We start from the raw sequence: 16,744 nt of genomic DNA, 5'->3' as shown, positions 1-16,744 counted from the left end.
ATGAGTCTGTCCTCATGCTAACGCGATTCCGCACGGAAAACAGTAAAAGAGTCGTGGAGAAAGGGGGATGGAGTTGAGGAAGGGGATTCCTCTTTTGTGAGGTGTTTTCCCCCTCACCCCGCCCCTTTCCCAAAGGGAAGAGAGCGGGACGAGGGAGTTTTACAACTTAGATATCGATATTCGCGGCTTTCAGGGCGTTCTCTTCAATGAAGGCGCGGCGCGGTTCTACGGCATCGCCCATCAATGTCGTGAACAGCTGGTCGGCAGCAATCGCATCTTTCACGGTCACGCGCAGCATACGGCGGCTTTCCGGATCCATCGTCGTTTCCCACAGCTGATCCGGGTTCATTTCACCCAGACCTTTATAACGCTGAATATACAGACCACGACGGGACTCTTTGACCAGCCATTCCAGCGCCTGCTCAAAGCTGGCAACAGGCTGACGGCGCTCGCCACGTTCGATGAAGGCATCGTCTTCGATCAGACCGCGCAGCTTCTCGCCCAGCGTACAAAGACGACGGTATTCGCCACCGGTCACAAACTCATGATCCAGCGGATAATCGGTATCTACGCCGTGAGTACGCACACGAACGATTGGCTCGAACTGGTGCAGCTCAGCATTTTCGCGGACATCAAACTTCCACATGCTGCCATGCTGCTCGTTCTCATTCAGCTCGGTGATCAGCTGGTTAATCCAGCGAGTCACGGTCTGCTCATCGCTCAGATCGGCTTCGGTCAGCGTTGGCTGATAAACCAGCGCCTTCAGCAGCGTGCGCGGGAAGCGACGCTCCATACGGCCAATCATTTTCTGCGTCGCGTTGTACTCAGAAACCAGTTTTTCAAGAGGCTCACCCGCCAGCGCCGGAGCGAACGCGTTGGCGTGCAGAGAAGCACCGTCCAGAGCGATAGAGATCTGGTACTGGTCCATCGCTTCATCGTCTTTAATGTACTGTTCTTGCTTGCCTTTCTTCACTTTGTACAGCGGTGGCTGTGCAATGTAGATGTGGCCACGTTCAACGATTTCTGGCATCTGACGGTAGAAGAACGTCAGCAACAGCGTACGGATGTGTGAACCATCGACGTCCGCATCGGTCATGATGATGATGCTGTGATAGCGCAGTTTATCCGGGTTGTACTCGTCACGACCGATACCACAGCCGAGAGCCGTGATAAGCGTAGCCACTTCCTGAGAAGAGAGCATTTTGTCGAAACGCGCTTTCTCAACGTTGAGGATTTTACCCTTCAACGGCAGAATCGCCTGGTTCTTACGGTTACGGCCCTGCTTCGCAGACCCGCCCGCAGAGTCACCTTCCACCAGGTACAGTTCGGAGCGAGCCGGATCGCGTTCCTGGCAGTCCGCCAGTTTGCCCGGCAGGCCCGCCAGATCCAGCGCACCTTTACGGCGAGTCATTTCACGGGCTTTACGCGCCGCTTCACGCGCACGTGCCGCATCGATAATTTTGCCGACCACGATTTTCGCGTCAGACGGGTTTTCCAGCAGGTATTCGCTCAGCAGTTCGTTCATCTGCTGTTCAACGGCGGTTTTCACCTCGGAAGAAACCAGTTTGTCTTTGGTCTGAGAGGAGAATTTCGGGTCCGGTACTTTGACTGATACCACAGCAATCAGGCCTTCACGGGCATCATCACCGGTCGCGCTGACTTTCGCTTTTTTGCTGTAGCCTTCTTTATCCATGTAGGCGTTCAGCGTACGGGTCATCGCCGTACGGAAACCGACAAGGTGTGCGCCGCCATCACGCTGCGGAATGTTGTTAGTGAAGCAGTAGATATTTTCCTGGAAACCATCGTTCCACTGCAGCGCAACTTCGACGCCGATACCGTCTTTTTCGGTGGAGAAATAGAAGATATTCGGGTGAATAGGCGTTTTGTTTTTGTTGAGATACTCAACAAATGCCTTGATGCCGCCTTCGTAGTGGAAATGGTCTTCTTTGCCGTCACGCTTATCGCGCAGACGAATCGACACGCCAGAGTTCAGGAATGACAGCTCGCGCAGGCGTTTTGCCAGAATTTCGTATTCAAATTCAACCACGTTAGAAAACGTCTCGTGGCTCGGCCAGAAACGTACGGTGGTACCGGTTTTTTCCGTGTCGCCAGTGACGGTCAGCGGAGCCTGCGGCACGCCGTGAGAATACACCTGGTGATGCGCTTTACCTTCGCGGTAGATAACCAGTTCCAGCTTCTGCGACAGGGCGTTCACAACGGAAACGCCAACACCGTGCAGACCGCCGGACACTTTATACGAGTTATCATCGAACTTACCGCCCGCGTGCAGAACGGTCATGATGACTTCTGCAGCAGACACGCCCTCTTCCGGGTGAATACCGGTCGGGATACCACGGCCATCATCCTGTACGGAAACGGAGTTATCGCCGTGAATGGTGACGATAATATCTTTACAGTGACCCGCGAGTGCTTCGTCGATAGCGTTATCCACAACCTCGAATACCATGTGGTGCAGACCGGTGCCGTCATCGGTATCGCCGATATACATACCTGGGCGCTTACGCACCGCATCCAGCCCTTTCAGGACTTTGATACTGGAGGAGTCATAAGAATTCGACATCAACGTTTCTCGCTCATTTATTCTTGGGTTAATCCGTTATTTTACCCTTTTCCACGGTGAACATCTTCGAATTTTTGTCCGACATGTCCAGAACGTGTTCAGCGCTAATTGCGCTGACGAAAACCTGCGACTGCGTGGCTTTTAAGCGGCTGGCAAGCAGTCCGCGCCGTGCGTCGTCGAGTTCCGAGGCAAAATCATCTATCAGATACAGACAGCGCCGCCCACTTTCGCGGGTGAGGAACTCCCCTTGCGCCAAACGCAGTGCGCACATCAGGAGTTTGAGCTGTCCGCGCGACAAGGTATCTTCGACCGGTGCGCCGTCGGCACGAATGCGGAAGTCCGCTTTGTGTGGGCCGTGCGCGGTATAGGTCAGCATGCGGTCGCGTTCGAAGCTTCTCTCCAGCACTTCGGCATAATCCGTCTCTTTCTCCCAGCCGCGCTGGAAGGAGAAGGTGAGAGAAAACTCGGGTAGAAATTGTTTGCAGGTATCCGCCATATCTTCGGCAATGCCTGCGCTGTATTCGGCTCGCCAGCGGCTGATTTGCTCCGCAAGGGGGACCAGTTCCATATCCCACGGGCGCACCTGCGCGTAACGAGTAACCTGTCGCAGCGCGGCATTGCGCTGTTTGAGCAGTCGCTTAAGATTGCTCCAGGCGTTAAAGAAACCCGCTTCGTTGTGAAAACATCCCCAATCGAGGAATGCTCTTCTGTATTTGGGGCCGCCGTTGAGTAACGTAAACCCCTCAGGCGTAATCAGCTGCATCGGCATCAGCAAGGCCAGCTCAGCAACTTTGTGCCCATCGGTGCCGTCGATGCGCACTTTGCTGTCGCCCTGCTTGTCTTTCGTCAGACCAATCGAGGTTTCACGCTCGCTGCCCTGTAATCGACCGTGCAGAATAAACGATTCCTGTTCATGACGGATGACGCGCCCCACCTGCAAGCTGCGAAAGGCGCGGCCATGACCCAGCGTGTAGATCGCTTCCAGCACGCTGGTTTTCCCGCTGCCGTTAGCGCCGACCAGGAAATTAAAGCCGGGAGATAAAGCGAGATCCGCATTTTCGATATTGCGGAAGTCTTTGATGAGCAGGCGCGTCAGTGACATATATCAGTACATTGATCCATAGATCCAGGGCGTAATCGGCGCAGCCAGTTTCAACGCGGACTGCGCGCAGACCCTGGAGCGTACACGGAGTACGCGACAGGGGCGAGTACAGCCCAGGTTGAAAATGGCAAGTAAGATAGCCCGATATTTTCCACTAGAGGCGCATTGGCATGACGACGTAGGCTGCGCTTTGTGAGGCCGCATCTTCAATCTGCACGCTTGAAACCGAATCGGTCAGCAGAATACGAACGTTCTCGCATTTCAGCGCATTCAGTACATCCAGCACGTAGCTGACGTTGAAGCCGATTTCCATTTCAGTCCCGGCGTAGGTGACGTCCAGAATCTCTTCTGCCTCTTCCTGCTCCGGGTTATTCGCGGTGATTTTGATCTGGTTTTCACTCACGTACAGACGCACGCCGCGGAATTTCTCGTTTGAGAGGATCGCTGCACGGGCAAAGGCCTGTTTAAGGATATCGCAGCCCGCCTCCAGCGTTTTGTCCGGATTCTTCGGCAAAACGCGGCGATAATCAGGGAAACGACCATCAACCAGCTTGGACGTAAAGATAAAATCGCCAACGTGTGCGCGAATATTATTGCTACCAATTTGCACGCGCAGCGGGTTTTCGCCGCCGTCGAGCATACGCATCAGCTCAATCACGCCTTTACGCGGGACGATCACCGAATGGCTGGGCAACGTCACGCCAATGGGCATCGAGCAGACCGCCAGACGGTGGCCGTCGGTCGCCACGGTACGGAGTTCTTCACCTTCGGTTTCGAACAGCATGCCGTTTAAATAGTAACGAACGTCCTGATGCGCCATCGAAAACTGGGTGGCTTCAATCAGACGTTTCATCGTCGCCTGCGGCAGGGTGAATTCAACTTCACTTTGCCAGTCGTCGAGGTTCGGAAAATCAATCGCAGGCAGCGTTGAGAGTGAGAAACGACTGCGGCCAGAACGCACCAGAATACGGTCGCCTTCCAGCTGCACAGCAATTTCCGCGCCCTCTGGCAATCCACGGCAAATATCAAAGAATTTACGCGCCGGGACAGTCGTTGCGCCTGCATCATGTGGCTGAGACAGCGTCACACGAGCAACCATTTCCATTTCAAGATCGGTTCCCGTCAGCGACAGCGTGCCGTCAGCGACCTGCAATAGCAGATTGCCAAGAATAGGCAGCGTCGGGCGGCCACCTAATGGGCCACTCACCTGTTGCAGCGGTTTTAATAAATGTTCACGTTCAACGGTAAATTTCATAGCGTCACGATGATAGGGTTCTGATTAAATTGGAAAAATCTTCTTTTATGTCATGGCTTTCTTCACGTAACTGCTCAATCTTACGGCAGGCATGAAGGACGGTCGTATGGTCACGGCCACCAAACGCGTCGCCAATTTCCGGCAGACTGTGGTTGGTCAGCTCTTTTGCCAGTGCCATCGCCATCTGACGCGGACGCGCTACCGAGCGAGAACGACGCTTGGACAGCAAGTCGGCAATTTTGATTTTGTAATACTCGGCCACCGTCTTCTGGATATTGTCGATGGTAACCAGTTTTTCCTGAAGCGCCAGCAGATCGCGTAGCGCTTCACGCACGAAATCAATGGTAATCGCGCGGCCCGTAAAATTGGCGTTGGCAATCACACGATTCAGCGCGCCTTCCAGCTCACGAACGTTGGAACGCAGTCGCTTAGCAATAAAGAACGCCACTTCACCCGGCAGGCGAATGTCGTTTTCGTCCGCTTTTTTCATCAGGATCGCAACGCGGGTTTCCAGCTCCGGCGGCTCGATCGCCACGGTCAGACCCCAACCAAAACGAGATTTTAGACGATCTTCAACGCCGTTGATCTCTTTTGGGTAACGATCCGAGGTCAAAATGATCTGCTGATTGCCTTCAAGCAATGCGTTGAAGGTGTGGAAAAACTCTTCCTGGGATCGTTCTTTATTGGCAAAGAATTGAATGTCATCGATCAACAGCGCATCGACGGAGCGGTAGTAGCGTTTAAACTCTTCGATCGCGTTGTTTTGCAGGGCTTTTACCATGTCCTGAACGAAGCGCTCGGAGTGCATATACACTACTTTTGCGTTGGGCTTGCGCGCCACAATGCCGTTGCCCACCGCATGCAGCAAGTGCGTTTTACCTAAGCCAGTGCCGCCATAAAGGAACAGTGGGTTATAGGCGCCGCCTGGGTTGTCCGCAACCTGACGGGCCGCAGCACGCGCCAGCTGGTTCGATTTACCTTCTACAAAGTTATCAAACGTATGTTTAACGTTAACGTTGGAGCGGTAGGTCGGTTCCGCGGGGGCTGGAACGTTGTCCCAACCCGAACGTGCGGGCTGGATGATGCGTGGAGTAGGCACATGAATCTGTGCGGGAGCCGCTACGTTCACGGTCTCTCTGACGGTCTGGGTGACGGGTTTCGTCCCCACCTCAAAACGCAGCTGCGGGGCATCTGCTCCGCAAAAATCGTTAAGCAATCCATTGATGTTATTGAGGTATTTATCCCTTACCCAATCGAGCACGAAACGGTTTGGCGCATACAAAGCCAGCGTGTTATCGCTCAGTTCCGCCTGCAACGGGCGGATCCACATACTGAATTCTGTGGCTGGTAACTCATCCTGCAATCGGGCAAGACATTGCTGCCAAAGCGAAAGTGACACGGCGGACTCCACTCGAACAATAAAAGAAAGACACTGAATAATCGTGATTGTTGGCACACGTCGACAAGACCCTGTGCAAAAGGGTGACGTGCGAATTGCTATCTGCAATTTTGCCTGACCTGACCCACTGGGATCCCGATCAGGACCGCGGATCATAGCCTAAACTGAGCCAGAGATCTTCTGTTTCTCACAGATTCTTCCCGATTTATCCACAGGAAGATCCGAAACCGGGTAAGTGTAATCGATCCTGGCTGGAGCACGCACGATTTGGCCCGCATATTGGAAAATTTAATGAGCAAAGACAATTTTCTGCTTAAATGATCTCATGAAGATCCTGGACGATCCTTGCGATTTGGTTGGGAGGTCGTATAATCCTCCACCCGGCGCGTGATGCTCGACTTCCTGCGTCGGACCGTTGTTCATTTTCCACGCGAAAAGGTGCGGAAATACGCGGGAAATAAGGAAAGAGAATTGACTCCGGAGTGTACAATTATTACAATCCGGCCTCTTTAATCACCCACGCTGAGGCGTTAGTCGTTCGTTAATCGTTCGGGTATACGCGAAAGTCAGTGAATTTATTCAAGTTTAGGTAGAAACCGCCATGAAACGCACTTTTCAACCGTCTGTACTGAAGCGCAACCGTTCTCACGGCTTCCGTGCTCGTATGGCTACTAAAAATGGTCGTCAGGTTCTGGCACGTCGTCGTGCTAAAAGCCGTTCTCGTCTGACCGTTTCCAAGTAATAAAGCTAACCCCTGAGTGGTTAAGCTAGCATTTCCCAGGGAGTTACGTTTGTTAACTCCCACTCATTTCACATTCGTCTTCCAGCAGCCATATCGGGCTGGCACGCCGCAAATCACCATCCTCGGCCGCCAAAATTCGCTGGGGCATCCCCGCATCGGTCTCACAGTCGCCAAGAAAAACGTTAAGCGTGCGCATGAACGCAATCGGATTAAACGTCTGACGCGTGAAAGCTTCCGTTTACGTCAACACGAACTTCCGTCAATGGATTTCGTTGTGGTGGCGAAAAAGGGGGTTGCTGACCTCGATAACCGTGCTCTCTCGGAAGCGTTGGAAAAACTATGGCGCCGCCACTGTCGCCTGGCTCACGGGTCCTGATAGGCCTTATCAGGGTCTATCAGCGCCTGATCAGTCCGCTGCTGGGGCCGCATTGTCGTTTCACGCCAACGTGCTCTAGCTACGGAATTGAGGCATTGCGCAGGTTTGGAGTGATAAAAGGCAGTTGGTTGACGGTGAAACGCGTATTAAAATGCCACCCTTTACACCCTGGTGGTGACGACCCCGTCCCGCCCGGACCATTTGATACCAGAGAACACTAACGATGGATTCGCAACGCAATCTTTTAGTCATCGCTTTGTTGTTCGTGTCTTTCATGATCTGGCAAGCATGGGAACAGGATAAAAATCCTCAACCCCAGCAACAGCAGACCACGCAGACCACGACCACCGCAGCGGGTAGCGCCGCCGACCAGGGCGTACCGGCCAGTGGCCAGGGAAAACAGATTACGGTTAAAACCGATGTGCTTGAGCTGACAATCAACACCCGTGGTGGTGATATTGAGCAGGCGCTGCTGTTGACCTACCCGAAAGAGCTGAAGTCAAACGAACCGTTCCAGTTACTGGAAACGACGCCAGAGTTCCTCTATCAGGCACAGAGCGGCCTGACCGGTCGTGATGGCCCAGATAACCCGGCTAACGGTGCTCGTCCGCTGTATAACGTCGATAAAGATACGTTTGTGATGGCTGATGGCCAGAACGAACTCGCGATCCCGATGACTTACACTGACGCGGCCGGCAACACGTTCACCAAAACCTTCACCCTGAAACGCGGTGAGTATGCGGTGAGTGTGGGCTATAACGTGCAGAACACCAGTGCGAAACCACTGGAAGTTTCGACGTTTGGTCAGCTGAAGCAATCCATCAATCTGCCGTCTCACCGTGACACCGGAAGCAGCAACTTTGCGCTGCACACCTTCCGTGGCGCGGCGTACTCCACGCCAGATACCAAGTACGAGAAATACAAATTCGACACCATCGCGGATAACGAAAACCTGAACGTCAGTGCTAAAGGCGGCTGGGTTGCGATGTTGCAGCAGTATTTCGCGACAGCGTGGGTGCCGAACAACGACGGTGTTAACAACTTCTATACTGCAAATCTGGGCAATGGCATCGCCGCTATCGGCTATAAGTCACAGCCGGTTCTGGTTCAGCCGGGTCAAACCGGTACGCTGGGCAGCACCCTGTGGGTCGGTCCGGAAATCCAGAATAAAATGGCAGCCGTCGCACCGCACCTGGATCTGACGGTAGATTACGGTTGGTTGTGGTTCATCTCTCAGCCGCTGTTCAAACTGCTGAAATGGATCCATAGCTTCCTGGGCAACTGGGGCTTCTCCATCATCGTTATCACCTTTATCGTTCGTGGCATCATGTACCCGCTGACCAAGGCGCAGTACACCTCCATGGCGAAGATGCGTATGCTGCAGCCGAAGATTGCGGCGATGCGTGAGCGTCTGGGCGATGACAAACAGCGTCAAAGCCAGGAAATGATGGCCCTGTACAAAGCAGAGAAGGTAAACCCTCTGGGTGGTTGCTTCCCGCTGCTGATTCAGATGCCAATCTTCCTTGCGCTGTACTACATGCTGATGGGCTCCGTTGAATTGCGCCACGCGCCATTCGCACTGTGGATCCATGACTTGTCTGCACAGGACCCGTACTACATCCTGCCGATCCTGATGGGTATCACGATGTTCTTCATTCAGAAGATGTCGCCGACCACTGTGACCGACCCGATGCAGCAGAAGATCATGACCTTTATGCCGGTCATCTTCACCGTGTTCTTCCTGTGGTTCCCGTCAGGTCTGGTGCTGTACTATATCGTCAGCAACCTGGTGACGATCCTTCAGCAGCAGCTGATTTACCGTGGTCTGGAAAAACGTGGTTTGCATAGCCGCGAAAAGAAAAAATCCTAATCCGGTAAGATAACGCTAAAATAAGGGCGGTCATTTGACCGCCTTTTTTATTTGTATTTGACGAGAAAAACCATGAGCCATAACGACACTATCGTCGCCCAGGCAACCCCACCAGGACGCGGTGGCGTAGGGATTTTGCGTATCTCCGGCCTGAAGGCGCGCGAGGTGGCCGAAGCCGTGCTGGGCAAATTGCCAAAGCCGCGCTACGCCGACTATCTCCCATTTAAAGATGCGGACGGCACCGCGCTGGATCAGGGCATCGCGCTGTGGTTCCCCGGCCCAAATTCCTTTACCGGCGAAGACGTGCTGGAGCTGCAGGGTCACGGCGGTCCCGTTATCCTCGACCTGCTTTTAAAACGTATTCTGACGCTGCCGGGCCTGCGCATCGCTAAACCGGGTGAGTTCTCCGAGCGTGCGTTCCTGAATGACAAGCTTGATCTGGCCCAGGCCGAAGCCATTGCCGACCTGATTGACGCCAGTTCCGAACAAGCGGCCCGTTCCGCACTGAACTCGTTGCAAGGTGCGTTTTCCGCACGCGTGAATCACCTTGTGGAAGCACTTACTCACCTGCGAATCTACGTCGAAGCGGCCATCGACTTCCCGGACGAGGAGATCGACTTCCTGTCTGACGGCAAAATCGAAGCACAGCTGAACACTGTGATGGCCGATCTGGATGCGGTTCGTGCCGAAGCGCGTCAGGGAAGTTTGCTCCGCGAAGGGATGAAAGTGGTGATTGCCGGGCGTCCAAACGCCGGAAAATCAAGCCTGCTGAACGCCCTTGCAGGTCGCGAAGCGGCGATCGTGACCGATATCGCGGGCACAACCCGCGACGTTCTGCGCGAACACATTCATATCGACGGCATGCCGCTGCATATTATTGATACTGCTGGCCTGCGCGATGCCAGCGACGAAGTTGAACGTATCGGCATCGAGCGTGCCTGGCATGAAATTGAACAAGCCGACCGCGTGCTATTTATGGTGGATGGCACTACCACCAGCGCAGTGGATCCTGCGGATATCTGGCCTGACTTTATTGCTCGTCTGCCCGCTAAGCTACCGATTACCGTCGTGCGTAACAAAGCCGATATGACCGGCGAAACGCTGGGTCTGAGCGATGTAAACGGTCACTCACTGATTCGCCTGTCGGCTCGAACCGGTGAAGGCATTGAAGACCTGCGTAACCATCTCAAGCAGAGCATGGGCTTTGAAACCAATATGGAAGGCGGCTTCCTGGCGCGTCGTCGTCATCTACAGGCGCTTGAAGCGGCTGCAAATCACCTCGATCAGGGTAAAGCACAACTGCTCGGCGCGTGGGCGGGAGAACTGCTGGCAGAAGAGCTGCGCCTGGCGCAGCAGAGTCTGAGCGAGATCACCGGCGAATTTACCTCAGATGATTTGCTGGGCCGCATTTTCTCCAGCTTCTGTATCGGTAAATAATCCTCATGATCCCCTAGTGATTTCCTGACAGGAAATCACTAGTGTCCAAATGGCAACTCGTACTTTCACCGTAATCCCCCTATGCTTTGCGCCTGCCTGACATGGGGGATTTATGGCGCGTTTTCTGTTTTGTAGTTTTGCTTTAGTTCTACTTTATCCATCAGGCATCGATATGTATCTGGTTGGCCTTCCGCATATCGCGCGAGACCTGGGGGCAAGCGAAGCGCAATTACATATCGCGTTTTCAGCCTATCTGGCGGGTATGGCATCGTCGATGTTATTTGCCGGTAAGATCGCCGACAAAGCCGGACGACAGCCCGTCGCCATTACCGGCGCAGTAATCTTTGCTTTGGCTTCCGTACTCTGCTCAATGGCGCAGGACAGCACGCTGTTCCTCTCTGGCCGTTTTATCCAGGGCATCGGCGCGGGCGGTTGCTACGTGGTGGCATTTGCGATTTTACGCGATACCCTCAGCGCTCAGCGTCGCGCCAAAGTGCTTTCCATGCTGAACGGTATCACCTGTATTATTCCAGTGCTTGCGCCGGTTGTCGGCTATCTGATTATGCTCAAGCTGCCGTGGCAGAGCCTGTTCTGGACGATGGCCGCCATGGGCGCGTTGGTCTTTATTCTGTCGATCACCGTGCTAAAAGAGACGCACCCCGGCTCGCATCATTCCGGGCATTCCGCAACGATCCAACCCGCCGAAACGCTGCTCAACCGCTTTTTCATCAGCCGCCTGTTAGTCACGACGATGAGCGTGGCCGTCATTCTCACCTTTGTAAACGTTTCCCCGGTATTGCTAATGGAAACGATGGGGTTTGATCGGGGCGAATATTCAACGGTGATGGCGCTGACGGCGATGGTCAGCATGGCGGTGTCGTTTTCTACACCCTTTGCACTCAACGTCTTCAGCCAGCGTACGCTGATGCTCACTTCTCAGGTGTTGTTCCTGGCCGCAGGCGTGATCCTGGCGACCGCAAGCTCACATACCCTCATGCTGGGAGGCATTACGCTGATTTGCGCCGGTTTCTCCGTGGGGTTTGGCGTGGCGATGAGCCAGGCGTTAGGGCCGTTCTCATTGCGGGCGGGCGTCGCCAGTTCCGCGCTGGGTATAGCACAGGTGTGCGGGTCATCCCTGTGGATATGGCTCGCTGCGGTGATCGGCCTTAATGCCCTGAATATGCTGATCGGGATTCTGATTGGCTGTAGCATGCTGTGTATCCTGTTACTTATGGCGATACAGCCCGCGGCGCATTATGAAGAAGCCCCTCAGCAGTCTCGATCTTAACCTGTTACTGTGCCTGCAGCTGTTACTGCAGGAGCGCAGCGTCACCAAAGCGGCAAAGCGCATGAACGTCACGCCGTCGGCGGTCAGTAAATCGCTGGCGAAACTGCGCGACTGGTTTGACGACCCGCTGTTTGTCAAAACGCCGCTGGGCCTGCTCCCGACACCGCTGACGGTCAGTCTTGAGCAAGACCTCACGGACTGGATGCAGATTGGCAATCAGATCCTCGATAAATTCCATCACGATTCGCCGGGCGGACTGAAATTCGAACTGGCGGCGGAAACGCCGCTGATGCTGATCCGTTTTAACACTTTGCTGGAGCAGGTGAATGAGCGCTATCCGCAGGCGACCGTGCGTATGCGGCACTGGGATTACGATTCGCTGGACGCCATTACGCGAGGGGAAGTCGATCTCGGCTTTACCGGACGCGAAACGCACCCACGCTCGCGCGAACTCCTGAAACTGATGCCGTGGTTTATCGACTACGAAATCCTGTTTAGCGACCGTCCCTGCGTCTATTTGCGCGAAGATCACCCCGCGCTCCAGGAAGAGTGGAATCTGGAGACGTTTCTGCGTTATCCGCACATCAGCATCTTCTGGGAACGCAGCGACACCTGGGCGCTGGACGAAGTGCTCAGAGAGATGGGACACGAGCGCAACATTGCTCTCAGTCTGCCGGGTTTTGAGCAGTCGATGTTTATGGCCGCGCAACCTCACCACAACTACATTGCGACCGCGCCGCACTATTGCCATCACTATAACCAGATCCACCAGCGCAATCTGGTCAGCCGCCCAATCCCCATTGACGAAGCGCTGTCTGAAAAACTCACCGTCCCCTTCACGCTGATCTGGCATAAACGGAATAGTCACAACCCCAAACTTGTCTGGTTGAAAGAGACAATCAAGGCGTTGTATTGCGATTCACTGCGCTAAGGATCTCTTTTTTGCCCCTGCAAATGTAAAGTTCGGTTCATTGGCTTCTCATACCCTCATTTACCGATTAAAACAGATGCAAAGTTAAGCGATAATGGTGTAACCGTTTAACCTGTCACTGACCATTATCATGGAGCGAAAAATGGCAACGCATTTTGCAAGAGGGATACTGACAGAAGGACGACTTGCCTCCGTCAGGCTCTCTTCGGCCTGCCACAATCAGGCACGTACGCTACCGGAACATCGACGCACGCGATTCCTGGCCTCCCGTGCGCTACTCGCCGAGCTGATGTTTATGCTTTATGGCACGAGCGAACTCCCCGAAATGCTTACGCAGCCCGAAGGCCGCCCCGTTTTTGCGGATCCTGAACTCCCGAGTTTTTCGGTGGCGTATACGGGGAATATCGTGGGTGTGGCGCTGACGACGGAGGGAGATTGTGGGCTGGATATGGAACTTCAGCGCGTCACGCATAGCTTCCACGGTCCCCACGCGCACGACGATTACCCGCTCTCCAGCAATGAAAAGCTGTGGGTGCGCAATCAAAACGATCCCAACGAAGCCAAAGCGCAGCTGATTACGCTCCGTCAGAGCATCCAAAAACTCTCCGGTTGCGCGGTCGATGATGCGAGCTTGTTGCAGCTCCTGCCGGGTTCAGGCCGCCTGCGTTCCGCCAAAGCGGCACGCGTTGAAGCGCTTAGCGACGCGGAAGACGTTTTGATCTGGTCCATTGCCGTGACGCCTGCCATTGAGCGCCTGAGAATCTGGGAATTTGACAGTCGATACGGGTGGCGTAGCCTGCCTGATGTTCCGGCTCGCGCTAACAAACCCGCAGCACGCCTGATAAGATTAATCAGCTTACCGACAGAAAAAGCGTTAACCCTCAATTGACCCGTCCTGGGCCATCATGGCGAAAAGGAGTAATCATGTCTGATACGTTGAAAGTTGTTACGTTACTGGGAAGCCTGCGTAAAGGCTCATTTAATGGGATGGTTGCCCGCACGCTACCCAAGATTGCCCCTGCGGGAATGGACGTGTCGGCATTACCCTCCATTGGTGATATTCCACTGTATGACGCCGATGTTCAGCAGGAAGAGGGTTTCCCGCACAGCGTGGAAGCGCTTGCAGAGCAAATCCGCCAGGCGGACGGCGTAGTGATTGTCACACCGGAATATAACTACTCGGTGCCGGGTGGGTTGAAGAATGCGATCGACTGGCTGTCACGCTTACCCAATCAGCCGCTTGCCGGTAAACCGGTGCTGATTCAGACCAGCTCAATGGGCGCGATTGGCGGCGCACGCTGTCAGTATCATCTGCGCCAAATCCTGGTGTTCCTGGATGCGATGGTGATGAACAAGCCGGAATTTATGGGCGGTGTGATTCAGAATAAAGTGGATACGCAAACGGGCGAAGTGGTCGATCAAAGCACGCTGGATCATCTGACCGGTCAGCTGACCGCGTTTGGGGATTATATTCAGCGGGTTAAAGCATAAGAGAAGTGCGAACCCTCTCCCACCGGGAGAGGGAACTCAGATCGTAGGTCAGGAAAGCAAAGCGCCACCTGACACCACTGGCAACTTAGTGTGCATCGATAAACACAATCTTCAGCACAAACAGCAGCGCCACGACAACAACGCATGGGCTGAGCTCGCGGAAACGACCGGTACCGATTTTCATCACGCAGTAAGAGATGAAGCCCAGCGCGATACCTTCGGTGATCGAGAAGCTAAACGGCATCATCACGGCAGTAATAAACGCCGGAACCGCTTCGGTTAAATCTTCCCACTTCACACGCGACAGGCTAGACGTCATCAGCACGCCCACATAAATCAGCGCGCCTGCGGCCGCATACGGTGGAACCATCCCCGCTAGCGGCGAAAGGAAGATCACCAGCAGGAACAGAAGGCCAACCACAACGGCCGTCAGACCGGTACGGCCACCGACGGAAACGCCGGACGACGACTCAATATAAGCGGTAACAGACGACGTACCGATAAATGAGCCCGCGACAGACGACACGCTATCAACAAACAGCGCCTGCTTCATGCGCGGGAATTTGCCGTTCTCATCTGCCAGACCGGCTTTGTCGGTCACGCCGATCAGCGTCCCGGAGGAGTCGAACAGGTTGACCAGCATGAAGGAGAAAATCACGCCCGCAAGGCCCAGGTTAAACGACCCCGCCAGATCAACGTGACCAATCACGCTAGACACGCTCGGTGGCGCGGAGACGATGCCGTGATACTGCACGTCGCCCATCATCCAACCCAGCAGCGTCGTCACCACGATAGACACCAGCACTGCCGCATGAATATTGCGGGAGGCCAGAATCGCGATGATAAAGAAGCCCAGCACGCCCAGCAGAACGCTGTGAGACGTCAGATTGCCAATGCTCACCAGGGTTTCTGGGTTCGCGACAATAACGCCCGCGTTTTTCAGCCCCATCATGCCGATGAACAGGCCGATCCCGCTGGTGATCCCCACGCGCAGGCTCACCGGGATATTGGCAATCATCCAGTAACGCACGCGGAAAATGGTCAGCAGCAACAGGCCGACAGCGCCCCAGAAGATGGCGCCCATCCCCACTTGCCACGGCAGCCCCATCGCCTGCACGACAACAAAGGCAAAGAAGGCGTTAAGACCCATCGCCGGCGCCAACGCCACCGGGAGGTTAGCAAACACGCCCATCAGAATACTGCCGAGAGCAGCAATCAGACAGGTGGTGACGAAGACGGCGCTGGTATCCATGCCAGCAACGCCCAAAATTTGCGGGTTAACAAAAACGATATACACCATCGTCAGGAAGGTGGTGAAACCAGCGATCACTTCGGTGCGTGCCGTCGTGCCGTGCTCGCGCAATTTGAACACGCGCTCAAGCAAACCCTGACCAGACGTCTGGGTAGTGTGTTGTTGACTCATCATCAATTTCCGAACATAGGAGGGAAAATTCGTCGCTATCCTATACCAAAATGCGACAATAAGGGCGGTTACGAGATACTTTTTTTCATTGATTTTGCTTATACGGCAACGATTGCGTCTCGTGATTCTGCAGTACGTAAACGTTAAACTTGTTAAAAGGGAAAAGCATGTCTGAGATTGAAGCGGTATTTTTCGACTGCGACGGTACGCTGGTCGACAGTGAGGTCATTTGTTCCCGCGCGTATGTCAGCATGTTCCAGGAATTTGGCATTACGCTCGATCTCGAAGAGATTTTTAAGCGCTTTAAAGGCGTGAAGCTTTACGAGATTATTGACATCATCAACGCCGAGCACGGCGTCAGTCTTGCGAAAGCGGACTTAGAGCCTGTTTACCGCGCCGAGGTCGCACGCCTCTTCGACTCGGAACTGGACGTCATCGCGGGCGCAAACGCGCTGCTGGATTCCATGGCGGTACCGATGTGCGTAGTGTCAAACGGCCCGGTCACCAAAATGCAGCACTCTCTCGGCAAACTGAAGATGTTGCATCACTTCCCGGAAAAACTGTTCAGCGGTTACGATATCCAGCGCTGGAAGCCCGATCCTGCGTTGATGTTCCATGCGGCGAAAGCGATGAACGTGAACGTGGAGAACTGTATTCTGGTGGACGATTCCAGCGCGGGCGCGCAGTCGGGGATTGATGCGGGAATGGAGGTGTTTTACTTCTGCGCCGATCCGCATAACAAGCCGATTGACCATCCGAAAGTCACGACCTTTACCGATTTAGCGCAACTGCCGGAATTGTGGAAAGCGCGCGGGTGGAAGATTACCCGCTAAGTTTCCCCTCCCCCCT

Annotated in this window: 15 protein-coding genes; 10 read left to right on the top strand and 5 right to left on the bottom strand. The window is 54.3% G+C overall.

Annotated elements, in window-relative coordinates:
• Window positions 1-166: 166 nt before the first annotated feature.
• From gyrB to dnaA, 4 genes are all read right to left on the bottom strand, one after another.
• A complete protein-coding gene (gene gyrB, locus I6L74_RS08620) occupies window positions 167-2,581 on the bottom strand; it encodes a DNA topoisomerase (ATP-hydrolyzing) subunit B (RefSeq protein WP_059180663.1) in 2,415 nt (804 codons plus the stop codon).
• Between the two features lie 28 nt (window positions 2,582-2,609).
• Window positions 2,610-3,683 (bottom strand): DNA replication/repair protein RecF, encoded by a 1,074-nt coding sequence (gene recF, locus I6L74_RS08615; protein WP_011915271.1) that lies wholly within the window; start codon window positions 3,681-3,683, stop codon window positions 2,610-2,612.
• A 154-nt stretch (window positions 3,684-3,837) separates the two neighbouring features.
• Window positions 3,838-4,938 (bottom strand): DNA polymerase III subunit beta, encoded by a 1,101-nt coding sequence (gene dnaN, locus I6L74_RS08610; RefSeq protein ID WP_059180664.1) that lies wholly within the window; start codon window positions 4,936-4,938, stop codon window positions 3,838-3,840.
• Window positions 4,939-4,942: 4 nt separating this feature from the next.
• On the bottom strand, window positions 4,943-6,337 hold the full coding sequence (gene dnaA / locus I6L74_RS08605) for a chromosomal replication initiator protein DnaA (protein ID WP_041689172.1): 1,395 nt from the start codon (window positions 6,335-6,337) through the stop codon (window positions 4,943-4,945).
• 601 nt (window positions 6,338-6,938) lie between these two features.
• Here dnaA and rpmH point away from each other — a divergent pair.
• The 9 genes from rpmH (at window position 6,939) to I6L74_RS08560 (ending at window position 14,472) form a co-directional block, all read left to right on the top strand.
• Window positions 6,939-7,079: a 50S ribosomal protein L34 gene (rpmH, locus tag I6L74_RS08600; RefSeq protein ID WP_002220736.1), complete on the top strand. Its 141-nt coding sequence runs from the start codon at window positions 6,939-6,941 to the stop codon at window positions 7,077-7,079.
• A gap of 16 nt (window positions 7,080-7,095) precedes the next feature.
• On the top strand, window positions 7,096-7,455 hold the full coding sequence (gene rnpA / locus I6L74_RS08595; protein ID WP_041689569.1) for a ribonuclease P protein component: 360 nt from the start codon (window positions 7,096-7,098) through the stop codon (window positions 7,453-7,455).
• On the top strand, window positions 7,419-7,676 hold the full coding sequence (gene yidD, locus I6L74_RS08590; protein WP_015585463.1) for a membrane protein insertion efficiency factor YidD: 258 nt from the start codon (window positions 7,419-7,421) through the stop codon (window positions 7,674-7,676). Before rnpA ends, yidD begins: the two co-directional genes overlap by 37 nt.
• Window positions 7,677-7,678: 2 nt before the next feature.
• Window positions 7,679-9,325, top strand: a complete 1,647-nt coding sequence (gene yidC, locus I6L74_RS08585; RefSeq protein WP_015961104.1) for a membrane protein insertase YidC — start codon at window positions 7,679-7,681, stop codon at window positions 9,323-9,325.
• A gap of 72 nt (window positions 9,326-9,397) precedes the next feature.
• Window positions 9,398-10,762 carry a tRNA uridine-5-carboxymethylaminomethyl(34) synthesis GTPase MnmE gene (mnmE, locus tag I6L74_RS08580; RefSeq protein WP_059180665.1) on the top strand — a complete coding sequence of 455 codons (1,365 nt, stop codon included), beginning with the start codon at window positions 9,398-9,400 and terminating at the stop codon, window positions 10,760-10,762.
• A 112-nt stretch (window positions 10,763-10,874) separates the two neighbouring features.
• A complete protein-coding gene (locus I6L74_RS08575; RefSeq protein WP_059180666.1) occupies window positions 10,875-12,050 on the top strand; it encodes an MFS transporter in 1,176 nt (391 codons plus the stop codon).
• Complete coding sequence (gene yidZ, locus I6L74_RS08570; RefSeq protein ID WP_059180667.1) at window positions 12,019-12,981, top strand: HTH-type transcriptional regulator YidZ; 963 nt, start codon at window positions 12,019-12,021, stop codon at window positions 12,979-12,981. The genes I6L74_RS08575 and yidZ overlap by 32 nt, the downstream gene beginning before the upstream one ends.
• 142 nt (window positions 12,982-13,123) lie before the next feature.
• Window positions 13,124-13,870, top strand: a complete 747-nt coding sequence (locus I6L74_RS08565) for a 4'-phosphopantetheinyl transferase family protein (protein ID WP_059180668.1) — start codon at window positions 13,124-13,126, stop codon at window positions 13,868-13,870.
• 35 nt (window positions 13,871-13,905) lie between these two features.
• Window positions 13,906-14,472: an NADPH-dependent FMN reductase gene (locus tag I6L74_RS08560; RefSeq protein ID WP_059180669.1), complete on the top strand. Its 567-nt coding sequence runs from the start codon at window positions 13,906-13,908 to the stop codon at window positions 14,470-14,472.
• An 85-nt stretch (window positions 14,473-14,557) separates the two neighbouring features.
• On the opposite strand, the gene I6L74_RS08555 is transcribed toward I6L74_RS08560, so the two are convergent.
• A complete protein-coding gene (locus I6L74_RS08555) occupies window positions 14,558-15,895 on the bottom strand; it encodes an NCS2 family permease (RefSeq protein WP_138108109.1) in 1,338 nt (445 codons plus the stop codon).
• Window positions 15,896-16,062: 167 nt separating this feature from the next.
• Here I6L74_RS08555 and yieH point away from each other — a divergent pair, with 167 nt between their 5' ends.
• Window positions 16,063-16,728 carry a 6-phosphogluconate phosphatase gene (gene yieH / locus I6L74_RS08550; RefSeq protein ID WP_015961097.1) on the top strand — a complete coding sequence of 222 codons (666 nt, stop codon included), beginning with the start codon at window positions 16,063-16,065 and terminating at the stop codon, window positions 16,726-16,728.
• The last annotated feature ends 16 nt before the right edge of the window (window positions 16,729-16,744 follow it).

Origin of the sequence: Lelliottia amnigena, from assembly GCF_019047465.1 — a bacterium.
Lineage (GTDB): Bacteria > Pseudomonadota > Gammaproteobacteria > Enterobacterales > Enterobacteriaceae > Enterobacter > Enterobacter amnigenus.
This window is presented reverse-complemented; position numbering and strand designations above follow the sequence as displayed.